Origin of the sequence: Pelomonas candidula, assembly GCF_043555985.1 — a bacterium.
Lineage (GTDB): Bacteria > Pseudomonadota > Gammaproteobacteria > Burkholderiales > Burkholderiaceae_C > Pelomonas > Pelomonas candidula.
The window spans coordinates 261,596-273,271 of the sequence record NZ_JBIGIC010000005.1 but is presented as its reverse complement, the minus strand read 5'-3'; the positions used below and the strand labels follow the sequence as shown (position 1 = coordinate 273,271).

At 70.7% G+C, this 11,676-nt stretch carries 7 protein-coding genes; all 7 read left to right on the top strand.

What is annotated here, in order from left to right; genetic code table 11:
- The first annotated feature begins 8 nt into the window (after positions 1-8).
- The 7 genes from ACG04R_RS12380 to ACG04R_RS12350 all read left to right on the top strand — a co-directional run bounded on the left by ACG04R_RS12380 (position 9) and on the right by ACG04R_RS12350 (position 11,671).
- The gene (locus ACG04R_RS12380; protein ID WP_394410398.1) at positions 9-6,035 is read left to right on the top strand and encodes a hybrid sensor histidine kinase/response regulator; all 6,027 of its coding nucleotides are present in this window, start codon (positions 9-11) and stop codon (positions 6,033-6,035) included.
- 4 nt (positions 6,036-6,039) lie between these two features.
- The gene (locus ACG04R_RS12375) at positions 6,040-7,077 is read left to right on the top strand and encodes a GGDEF domain-containing protein (protein WP_394410395.1); all 1,038 of its coding nucleotides are present in this window, start codon (positions 6,040-6,042) and stop codon (positions 7,075-7,077) included.
- Between the two features lie 185 nt (positions 7,078-7,262).
- Positions 7,263-8,666 (top strand): CHASE3 domain-containing protein, encoded by a 1,404-nt coding sequence (locus ACG04R_RS12370; protein WP_394410392.1) that lies wholly within the window; start codon positions 7,263-7,265, stop codon positions 8,664-8,666.
- Positions 8,663-9,298: a response regulator gene (locus ACG04R_RS12365; protein WP_394410389.1), complete on the top strand. Its 636-nt coding sequence runs from the start codon at positions 8,663-8,665 to the stop codon at positions 9,296-9,298. The genes ACG04R_RS12370 and ACG04R_RS12365 overlap by 4 nt, the downstream gene beginning before the upstream one ends.
- 114 nt (positions 9,299-9,412) lie before the next feature.
- A complete protein-coding gene (locus ACG04R_RS12360; RefSeq protein WP_394410386.1) occupies positions 9,413-10,252 on the top strand; it encodes a response regulator in 840 nt (279 codons plus the stop codon).
- Between the two features lie 18 nt (positions 10,253-10,270).
- Complete coding sequence (locus ACG04R_RS12355) at positions 10,271-10,759, top strand: Csu type fimbrial protein (RefSeq protein WP_394410383.1); 489 nt, start codon at positions 10,271-10,273, stop codon at positions 10,757-10,759.
- 402 nt (positions 10,760-11,161) lie between these two features.
- Entirely contained in the window at positions 11,162-11,671 is a 510-nt protein-coding gene (locus tag ACG04R_RS12350; RefSeq protein ID WP_394410380.1) for a Csu type fimbrial protein, read from the top strand.
- Positions 11,672-11,676: the final 5 nt, after the last annotated feature.

Genomic DNA, 11,676 nt, shown 5'->3' with positions numbered 1-11,676 from the left:
GAGCCGACATGGACAGCTCCCTGAGAGACCCCGAACTCCCGGCCGACCTCAGCCCACTGGCGTGGGTGCAGGAAGAATTGCGCCGCTCGCTGGAGTCGGTGCACAAGACCCTGCGCCGCCACGTGCGCGATGGCAGCGACGGCCGGCCTTCCGCCTTCGGTGGCGACGCCCAGCCCAGCGCGCCGCTGCAGCAGGCCGCGGCCCAGCTTCACCAGGTCAGCGGCGTGCTGTCGCTCGTCGGGCTGCCGGCCGGTGCCAGCGTGCTGCGCGCCGCCGAGACGGCCGTCGCGCGCCTCGCCGAGCGCCCGCTGGAGGTCGAGGCCAGCACGGTCGACACCATCGAGCGTGCCGACTTCGCGTTGCTCGCCTATGTGGCCCGCCTGCTGGCTGGCAACAAGACCTCGTCACTGGCCCTGTATCCCAGCTACCGCGGGTTGCAGCAGCTCAACGGCGTCGAGCGCATCCACCCAGCCGACCTGTGGCAGTACGACTGGTCCTGGCGCAGCATTTCCGTCGAGGACGGTGTGCTGCCGCGCTCGCCCGACGCCGTGCGTGCGCCCTTCGAGGCCGCGCTGCTGCGCCACATGCGTGAGCCCAGCTCCAGCCACGCCGCCAACCTGTCCGGCCTGTGTGCCGGCCTGGCGGCCTCGCTGCCGGCAGGCCAGGGCCGCACGCTGTGGCAACTGGCCGCCGCCGTCTTCGAAGGCCAGGCGCTCAAGCTGCTGCGCCCCGACGCCTACACCAAGCGCCTGGGCTCCAAGCTGCTGCACGAACTGCGAGTCGTCGGCCGCGGAGGCCAGGACGATCCGCAGCGCGAGCGTCTCGCGCAGGACTTGCTGTTCTTCTGCGCACAGTGCCGCCTGACGCAGGGCGCCGGCCCGCGCCTGCAGGCCGTGCACGAGGCCTACCGCCTGACCGACGAACAGGCCGGCGACTACGAAGACGCCAGCCTGGGCCGCATCGACCCGGCCTGGGTCGCGCAGGCCAAGCGCCGCGTGCTCGCGGCCAAGGAGAGCTGGTCCAGCGCCGCTGAGGGCGACCAGCACCGCATCGGTAGCCTGGACGAGCAGTTCGCCGGCCTGGCCGATTCCCTGACCCGCCTGTTCCCTAGTGGCGAGGTGTTGGCTCAGACGCTGCAGCGCGCCGTCGTCGCGACGCTGCGCTCACGCAGCACACCGCCGCCGGCGTTGGCGATGGAAGTCGCCACCAGCCTGCTCTACGTCGAAGCCGCACTGGAAGACGCCGCCTTCGACCAGCCCGAGCAGGCCGACCGCGTGCGCCGCCTGGCGCGCCGCGTCGAGGCCGTTGCCCACGGTCAGCCGGCCGAGCCGCTGGAAGACTGGATGGAGGACCTGTACCGCCGGGTCTCCGACCGCCAGACGCTGGGCAGCGTCGTGCACGAGCTGCGTGCCAGCCTGTCCGAGATCGAGAAGCAGTGCGACGAATACTTCCGCAGCCCGACCCAGCGTGACCTGCTCATCCCCGTGCCCGGCCAGTTGCAGGCCATGCGCGGCGTGCTCAGCGTGCTGGGCCTGGACCAGGCCGCGCACGCCACCGTGCGCATGCGCGACGAGATCGATGGTCTGGCCAACACCGAGATCGACTTCGACCGTCCCGGCGCGAAGGATGTCTTCGAGCGTCTGGCCACCAATCTCGGCGCTTTGGGCTTCCTCATCGACATGCTGAGCGTGCAGCCGGCCCTGGCCAAGCGCATGTTCCAGTTCGACGAGGCTACCGGGCGCCTGGATGCCGTCATGGGCCGCCGCGAGGGCGCCGTCGAGCTGCCCGACTTCGAGGCCAGCGGCTTCCACGTCGACCTGGACGACGGCGACACGCCGGCGTACTCGCACGAGGCCACGCAGCCGCTGCGTGTTGATCTCAATTCGCTGGACCTGCCTGACCTCAGCCTGCCGGACCTCGACCTGTCGACGTTGTCGGCCGAGCCGGCGCCCGCACCGGTTCCCGTCGCCGCGCCTGTGGCGGCTTCCGCACCTGCCGCCGTCGCCGAGCCCAGCGTTGCCGACGACCCGGAGATGCGCGAGATCTTCCTGGAGGAGGCCGACGAGGTCATCGGCAACGCCCGCACCGCGCTCGACGCGCTGCGCGAGGCGCCGACCGACCACGCCCAGCTCACCATCGTCCGCCGCGCCTTCCACACGCTCAAGGGCAGTGCCCGCATGGTGGGCCTGAACGACTTCGGCGAAGGCGCCTGGGCCTGCGAGCAGCTCTACAACGCCCGCCTGGCCGAGCACACGCCGCAGGCCGATGCGTCGCTGCTGGGCTTCACCGGTGAGGCGCTGGACTACTTCACCCACTGGCGCGAGCAGATCGCTGGCAACGAACCCGGCCACAGCCTGCCCGAGCCGGTGCGCCGCAGCGCCGACGCGCTGCGCCTGAACGGCGAATACCTGCCGCTGGCGCTGGCCGACGTGCCTCCTGCCGTCGATCTGACGCTGGAGCCCGAGACGGCCGTCGAGGTCATCGAGCTCGGCGAGGCGCCGGTCGAGGCTTCGCTGCCCGAGGCCGTCGAGATCGCTGCCCCGGTCGTGGAAGACGCCGCGGCCGTCGCGCCCGACTTCGTGCTCGACCTGCCCCTGGAGCCCGTGCGCGCCGACGAGGTCATCCACGTGGCCGGCCTGGATCTGCACGAGGAGCCCACGCTGGATCTGGGCCTTCCGCCGGCCGAGGAGCAGCCGCACCACCCGGCGACCGAGCCCATGCCGCTGGTGCCGCACACGGCCGCCGACGAAGAAACCATGGCCAATTTCCGGCTGCAGCTGGACCTGGACGAGCCCGTCGTCGAGCCCCAGCCGCTGCCCGAAGCCGAGCCGCTGCCTTTCCCCGAGGAGCAGACGCTGGCCATCCCGGCCCTGGAACCGGCCGAGCCGGAACCGGCGTTCGAGCCCACCGTCATTCCCGAGCAGGAGCCGGAGCCCGAGCCGGTCGACCCGGACGAAGGCTACAAGGTCATCGGTCCGCTGCGCATCAGCATCGCGTTGTTCAACATCTTCCTCAACGAGGCCGACGAGCTGTCGCGCCGCCTGTCGGTCGAGCTGGCCGAATGGGCAACGGAGATGAACCACGCCGTGCCGCCCAGCTGCGAGGCCCATGCCCACAAGCTGGCCGGCAACGCCGCCACGGTCGGCTACGACGAGCTGTCCGGCCTGGCCCGTGAGCTGGAGCATGCCCTCGGCCGCGCCCAGCGCGCCACGCGTTACGAGGCGGCCGATGCCGAGCTGTTCCTGCGTGCCGCGGATGACGTGCGCCGCCTGCTGCACCAGTTCGCCGCCGGTTTCCTGAAGCCCAACGACCCCGACGTCATCACCCGCCTGCACGCCTACCAGCCGCAGGAAGAGCCGATGACCGCCGCGGCGTCGCTGGACGAGCACCTGCTGCACGCGTCGGACGATACCGTTGCGGCCGACCTGCCGGTGCTGCCGCCCGAGGCCCCGGTCGCCGAGCCCGAGGCTCATCCCGAGCCGGTCGCCGACGTGCTGCCGGCGATCGAGCCGCAGCCTGTCGTGGACTTGCAGCCCGAACCTGTGGCCGAGATCCAGCCACCGGTGGCTCACGAGCCCGCGCCGGCACCGGTCGCTGCCGCCGAACCCGAGCCCGAGGCCGGGCTGCCGGACCACATCGAGCCGGATCTCTATCCGATCTTCGAGGAGGAAGGCCGCGACCTGCTGCAGCAGCTGCACGGCGCACTGCGCGACTGGCTGGACGAGCCGGCCGACCTGGGGCGTTCCGATGCCTGCATGCGCGCGCTGCACACCTTCAAGGGCGGTGCCCGCCTCGCTGGCGCCATGCGCCTGGGCGAGCAGGCGCACAACCTGGAATCGGCCATCGAGGCACTGCTGCACGCCGGTGCTGCCGACTACGCCCAGGTCGCCTCGCTGCAGCACGAGGGTGACGCACTGGAGCATGCCTTCGAGGAGCTCGGCCGCAGCCTGAACGCACCCGCCGTTGCGGCACCCGTGGCGGCCCCGGTTGCTGCGCCGGTACCGGCCCCCGCGCCCGTCGCGGCCGCCGAGCCGGAGCCCGAGGACCGCCCCGAACCGCTGGCCCGCTTCGCACAGCCGGCGCCGGTCGCGGAAGAGGTCTCGACCGAACCGGCCCGGTCCATCGACTGGAGCCGCTTCGGCGATGCCACCGAGGTCGAGGCGGGCAGCGAGAACCTGGCCATCGGCCAGGCGCTGGTCCGCGTGCGCGGCAGCCTGCTGGAACGCATGGCCACGCAGGCCGGCGAGGTCAGCATCCGCCGCGCGCGGATGGAGTCCGAGCTGGCCCAGATGAAGGGCTCGCTGCTCGACCTGGACGACAACCTGGAGCGTCTGCGCACGCAGTTGCGCGAGCTGGAGCTGCAGGCCGAAGCCCAGATGCACATCCAGCAGGAGATGGCGCAGCAGGGCGGTCGCGAGTTCGACCCGCTGGAGTTCGACCGCTACACCCGCTTCCAGGAGCTGACTCGCATGCTGGCCGAGTCGGTCGGCGACGTTGCCACGCTGCAGCGCGCACTGACGCGCAACGTGCAGACCGGTGAAGACGAGCTGGCAGCCCAGTCGCGGCTGACCCGCGAACTGCAGGACGACCTGTTGCGCACCCGCCTCGTCGAGTTCGACTCGATCGGCGAGCGCATGCACCGCGTCGTGCGCCAAGCGGCGCGTGACAGCGGCAAGCAGGTCAAGCTGGAGATCAAGGGCGGCCAGACCGAGCTGGACCGCTCGGTGCTGGAACGTACCGCGGGCGCCTTCGAGCACCTGCTGCGCAACAGCGTTGCCCACGGCATCGAGATGCCCGAGGTACGCGCCGCCGCCGGCAAGGACAGCACCGGTACGCTGCGCATCGAGGTTGGCCAGCATGGCAACGAAGTGCAGTTGAACTTCGCCGACGACGGTGCCGGCCTCAATCTCGCCCGCATCCGCGAGCGCGGCCTGCAGCTGGGCCTGATCGCGCCCGATGCCGAGCCCGACGAGGGCCAGTTGCGCCGCCTGATCTTCGCGCCCGGCTTCTCCACGGCCAGCCAGATCACCGAACTCAGCGGCCGCGGCATCGGCATGGACGTCGTGCGCGCCGAGGTCGGCACGCTGGGCGGCAGCATCGAGACCACGTCGACCACCGGTCAGGGCACCAGCTTCCTGCTGCGCCTGCCGCTGACCACTGCGCTGACGCAGGTCGTGCTGCTGAAGAGTGGCGAGCAGGTCGTCGCGGTGCCCGCGGCGCTGATGGAATCGGTGCAGCGCGTGCCGGTCGAGGCCGTCGAGGCCGCTTACGCCACCGGCAAGCTGCGGCACGGCGGCGCCGAGCTGCCGTTCTACTGGCTGGGCGGCCTGCTGGGCCATGCCGGCCGCGGCCACACTCATGGCAAGCACGCGCCGGTCGTGCTGGTGCGCAGCGCCCAGGCGGCGCTGGCCCTGCACGTCGACGAAGTCGTCGGCAACCAGGAAGTCGTCGTCAAGAACCTCGGTGCGCAGCTCAACCGCGTGCCGGGCCTCGCGGGCATCAGTCTGCTGGCTTCGGGTGACGTGGCGTTGATCTACAACGTCGTGGCGCTTGCCGACTGGTACGGTGCGGACGCCCAGGCTCGCCTGGCTGCCGTGCAGGCCCAGTCCGGGACGCCGACGCCGGCCGCACCGGTCGTCGAGGAGGCGCAGCAGGCGCCGTTGGTGATGGTGGTGGACGATTCGCTGACCGTGCGCCGCGTGACTCAGCGCCTGCTGGAGCGTGTCGGCTTCCGCGTGCTGCTGGCCAAGGACGGCCTGGATGCGATGGAGAAGCTGTCGGCCGACGAACTGCCGTCGGTCGTGCTGTCGGACATCGAGATGCCGCGCATGGACGGCTTCGACCTCGTGCGCAACATGCGCGCGGATTCGCGGCTGGCCGGCCTGCCGGTCATCATGATCACGTCCCGCATCGCGCAGAAGCATCGCGACTACGCGGCCCAGCTGGGCGTCGACCACTACCTTGGCAAGCCCTACGACGAGGAGCAACTGCTGGGTCTGATCAGGCAGTACACGCAGACCATGGCCGGCGTCTGATGGCATGTCCCAGGTAGTCGACCATCTCGCCGAGCTGACGGGCTTCCGTGACCGTGACGTCATGGACGTCACGCTGGTCATGGCGCTGCGCGACCTGCTCGAACCCGAGTCGGTCGCCATCTACCGCAGCGTGGGGGAGCCCGGCCAGGAGCGCTGGCTGACGCGCGCCCACCTGCGCGCAGGCGATGCCGTGGCGACGGCCGACCCGCTATGGGCCAAGCCCGAGGCACTGCCCAAGGCGGCCGAGCATCCGTTGCGGCTGGAGGCGATGCGCAGCCGCAGCGTCACGCAGGTGGCGCAGGGCGGGCAGTGGCTGTACCTGTTCCCGATCGCGACCGACCGGGACGTCGTCGGTGTCATCGAGATCCTGTCCACACGCCGTCTGGGCACGGCCGCGCAGCGCATGGTCAGCAGCGTGCTGCGGATCTATCACAACTTCCAGGGCCTGCTCGACTACTCCGAGCGCGACACGCTGACCGGCCTGCTGAACCGCAAGACCTTCGACGAGAGCTTCCTGAAGGTGCTCTCCGACATCCCGGCCAAGCACGAGGCCAAGCACGACGCCGAGGACCGCCGCCACGAGACGGCCACGCCGCACTACGTGCTGGGTGTCATCGACATCGATCACTTCAAGTCCGTCAACGACCGCTTCGGCCACCTGATCGGCGACGAGGTGCTGCTGCTGCTGTCGCGGCTGATGCGGGGTTCGTTCCGCTTCCACGACCTGCTTTACCGTTTCGGCGGTGAGGAGTTTGTCGTGCTGATGCGTTGCGACGAGGAGGTCCATGCCGGTGAGGCTTTCGAGCGTCTGCGGCTGAACACCGAGCGCTACGCCTTCCCGCAGGTGGGCCGCATCACGGTCAGCATCGGCTTCACCGAGGTGCGGGCCGGCGACTCTCCGGCTGCCGCCTTCGAGCGTGCCGACAAGGCCGTCTACCACGCCAAGGGCCATGGCCGGAACCAGGTGCACAACTACGCGGCCCTGGTGGCCAGCGGCCTGATCCAGGAAGCCGCCCAGCACAGCGACGTCGAGCTGTTCTGACCCCCCGCTAACGGGGCAGCTGTGCGCGGCAAGACCGTAGCTTGATTTTTTTCGGAACGGGCCATAGCCTCTGGCGGGTGTCCAGATCGGCGCGCAGACGCCGACGGGTTGCCCACAGTGGGCTGGCACGGGTGTGGCCTGTCATCGGCGGCGCCCGCATGGTGTGGCATGTCTTCAGGGAGAACATGCGGTATTCCTGGCTTCCGTCCAGCCTTCTGATCGCTGCCTTCGTGGCCTTCGTCGGCACGGCGGTGGGCGCGTCGCAGAGCCTGACGCTGCTGCTGCAGCGCGATGCCGAGCGCAGCCAGGCGCTGCGCACGCAGGCCGAGCTGCAGCGTCTGCTGTCGTTGCTCGTCGATGTCGAGACCGGCCAGCGCGGCTTCATCATCACGGGCCAGCAGCCTTTCCTGCGTCCCTATGAGGAGGCGCTTGCCGAGCTGGAGCAACTGCGCCCGGGCCTGCGCCGGCGCCTGGCTGACAACGGCGCCAGCCCGACCGCGCTGCAGCGGCTGGATGCATTGATCCAGCAGCGGCTGACGCAGACCAAGATGACGATCGATCGCCGGCTGCGCCACGGTGACGACATCACGCGGGATTTGAGCGTCTACGTCGATGACAAACGGGTCATGGACGACCTGCGCTTCGAGATCAAGGAGCTGGCGCAGCTGCAGCAGGAGCGCGTGAGCGCCGCCGACGAGGCCACGCAGCAGGTCCAGCAGCGCACGATGCGACTGACGCAGCTGCTGCCCGGCGCGGGCCTCGTGACGCTGGCGCTCGCGTTGGCGCTCATGCTTCGCGAGCGCCGCCTGCGCGATCGCGCCGAGTCCGCGCTGCGCGATGCCAACACGGGGCTGGAGCGCGAGGTCGCCCAGCGCACCGAGGCGCTGAGCCGGGCGCTGCAACGCATCCGCAGTTTCGCCAGCGAGCTGGACCGCGGCATCGAGGCCGAGCGGCGGCGCCTCGCGCGCGAGGTGCACGACCAGGTCGGCCAGGCCGGCACGGCGATGAAGATGCTGGTCATCGCGCTGCGGGCCAAGCTCGCGCCGCGCACCGAGCCGCTGCTGGACGAACTGCAGGGCATGGCTGACGAATCCATCCGCGCAGCCCGCCAGATTTCCGCCGCGCTGCGGCCGCCGCTGCTGGACGAACTGGGCCTGGACGCCGCGCTGGGCCACTACCTTCAGACGCTGCAGCGCCAGTCGGGCCTCGCCACGACGCTGGCGCTGGACGAGCCCGACGGCATCGCGCCCGAGCAGGCCAATCCGCTGTTCCGCATCGTCCAGGAGGCCTGCACCAACGTGCTCCGGCACGCCGCAGCCACCACGCTGCGCGTCGCCGGCCATCCGCGCACCCAGGACGGCCGGCACGGCTACGAGCTGGAAGTCATCGACAACGGCCGGGGCCCCGGCGATACGCGGGCCGACGCCTCCGGCCTGCGTGGCATGCGCGAACGCGCGGCGCTGGCCGGCGGCAGCTTCGACTTTGGCCCCGGGCTGGGCGGCGGTACGCGTGTGGGCGTGTGGCTGCCGCTGGATGCGCCGGTCGCGGAAGGCGAGGGCGGCGAACCGGATGGGGAGACCTGGCTATGAGAGTGCTCATCGTTGACGACCACCCGCTGATGCGCATGGGCATCGTGCAACTGGTGCAGCAGGAATGGCCCGACGCCGTTGTCGACGAAGCGCCCACCATCGCCGCGGCGCTGAGCAGCATCGCAGCGGCGCGGCCCGATCTCGTCACGCTGGACCTGTCCCTGCCCGATGCCCAGGGCACCGAGGGTGCCAACCGGCTGCTGCGCGCGCTGCCCGGCGTGCCGCTGCTGGTGCTGAGCTTGAACGCCGAGGCCGCCTACGCGTCGCGGTTGCTGCAGATGGGCGCCAGCGGCTACCTGCCCAAGGACCGCGCTGCCGACGAGCTGCGCGTGGCGCTGCGGCGCCTGCACGAGGGCGGTCGCTACGTCACGTCGTCCATGGCCGACCATCTGCTGAGCCTGCTCAGCGGCAAGGCGCCCGACGCGCTGCCGCACGAGCAGCTGTCGGCCCAGGAACACCGCGTCATGCTGCTGATCGCGGCCGGCCGCACGCCGGCGCAGATCGCCGACGTCATGCACCTGTCGGTCAAGACGGTCGGCAGCTACCGCGCCCGCATCCTCGAGAAGGCCGGCTGGGCCAACAACACCGAGCTGACCAAGTACTGCGTGCAGCACGGCTTGACTGCGCTCTGACCCGCGATGCGGGCGTGTAGGCAATCCACCTACATGAGGTCGCGGCAATGCCGCCGCCGCGCTGCCTGCATCGACCGCTGCACGGCGGGCCGCTCCAGGGCGACCATGGCGGCCATGAACATATTCCTTGTCGAAGACTCCACCGCCATCCGCCGCCTGCTGGTGCGGCGCCTGGATGCGATGCCCGGCATGCGCGTCGTCGGCGAGGCCGCCGGCGAGCGGCAGGCGCTGGCGCTGATCCAGTGGACTCAGCCCGACGTCGTGCTGCTGGACCTCTCGCTGGCCAGCGGCTCGGGCCTGAACCTCGTCGGCAAGCTGCGCCTCGCGGGCTACGCCGGTCGCATCGCCGTGCTGACCGCCCAGGATGCCGCCGCCTACCGCCGCGCCTGTATTGACGTCGGCGCCGACGCGTTCTACGACAAGGCCAGCGGTCTGGAGACGCTGTTCGACGACCTCGCCATGCTGGCCGCCACGCGCCCGGCCGAGCTGGAGGCGCCGCCCACCACGCAGCTGCGAGATGGCCTGACCGGGCTGTTCAACGAGGTCTCGTTGCACGAGCGGCTGGACCAGGCAGCCCGCGCCGCGACGCGAGACGGAGTGGACCTGGCCGTCTACGTGCTGCGCCTGGCCGGGCTGGCCGAACTGCCCCCGCACATCGCCGACGCGCTGGCCCAGCAGGTCGCCAACCGGCTGCGCGAGTTCAGTGGCGACGCCGACATCGTCGCTCGCAGCGCGGCCGACCAGTTCGCCGTCGTGCTGACGCGGCTGGAGCATGCCGAGCAGGCCGCACGCCGCGCCCGCGAGCTGGCTGCGCTGCTGGGCGAGACCTTCCGCTACGGTGGCCGGGACTATGTGCTGGGCATCGAGATCGGCATGGCCTTGTTCCCCGCGGACGCCGTGGCGCCGCGGGCCCTGTTGACGCTGGCCGAGGCGACCGCCTTCGGCGCGCTCTGAACCGACGGAGAGTTCCCGATGAAGAAGATCCTGCTGCTCGCCGCGCTGCTCCCGGCGCTGGCCCAGGCCGGCTCGGCCGGCAACAGCTTCCAGGTCTCGGCCACCGTGACCAGCGCCTGCACCGTGTCGGGCACGACACTGAACTTCGGTTCCAGCATCGACCCCCTGGCCACGGCCACGCCGCTGGACGCCAGCTCCACGCTCAGCGTGCAGTGCACCAACACCACGCCCTACACCGTCGCGCTGAACGCCGGCGTCAACGCGGGTGGCGCGTCCAACTTCGGCTCGCGCACGATGAAGAGCGGGGCCAACACACTGGGTTATCAGCTCTACGTCGATGCCGGTCGCTCCAGCGTCTGGGGCGACGGCACCGCCAGCAGCAGCACCTCTGCGGGCACCGGCACGGGCAGCGCGCAGACGCTGACCATCTACGGCCGCCTGCCGTCGCTCGCCAACGTCGTGCCGGGCAGCTACACGGACACGGTCACCGTCACCGTGAGCTATTGAGGGCCCCTGGTCCGGCCTCGTCGCGCTGAGCGTGCGAGCCCGGCCACCCTTGCCGGCCATCCTTGCCGGACGCATGGCAGCCCCTCGGCAGGCACATGCGACCCACAGGGCACGATGTGTCCGGCCTCGGTCCCGAGCCGCTCGGCGGCTGTCGGGGTGGCTGAGCGCGATGCCGCGCGGGAATGTCCGCGGCCTGCCAACTCCGGCACGGATTCCGGCTCGTGTAGGCAATCGCCCTACGCCGGCTCATGGAGATGTCGCTGACGAGGTGCCGGCATCGCCCGCTGCCGGGAAAACCGGGCGGATTCGAAGATCACACCCATCGAGAAACGGTTTAGGCGGCCGCAAGCCACGCCGCTCGAACCGCCTCGCAAGTGCTTCCCATCCTTCCGGAGACGTGACATGCCCTCGATGACGACCGCCAAGCCGCTGCTCCTGCTGCTCGCTGCCCTGCTGCCCGCACTGGCCCACGCCGGCACGGCCAGCAACAGCTTCCAGGTCACGGCCACCGTGAACAGCTCCTGCTCCGTCTCCGGCACCTCGCTGAACTTCGGCGCCAGCATCGACCCGCTCGCCACCGCCACGCCGCTGGACGCCACCTCCACGCTGTCCGTCGTGTGCACCAACACCACGCCCTACACCGTCGCGCTGAACGCCGGTGTCAACGCGGGCGGGGCGTCCAACTTCAGCACCCGCAAGATGAAGAGCGGCAGCAACACGCTGGGCTACCAGCTCTACCTGGACAGCGCCCGCTCCAGTGTCTGGGGCGACGGCACCGCCAGCAGCAGCACCTCCGCCGGCACCGGCACGGGCAGCGCGCAGACGCTGACCATCTACGGCCGCCTGCCTTCACTTGCCAACGTCGTGCCGGGGAGCTACACCGACACCGTGACCGTCACGGTCAGCTACTGAAGGGA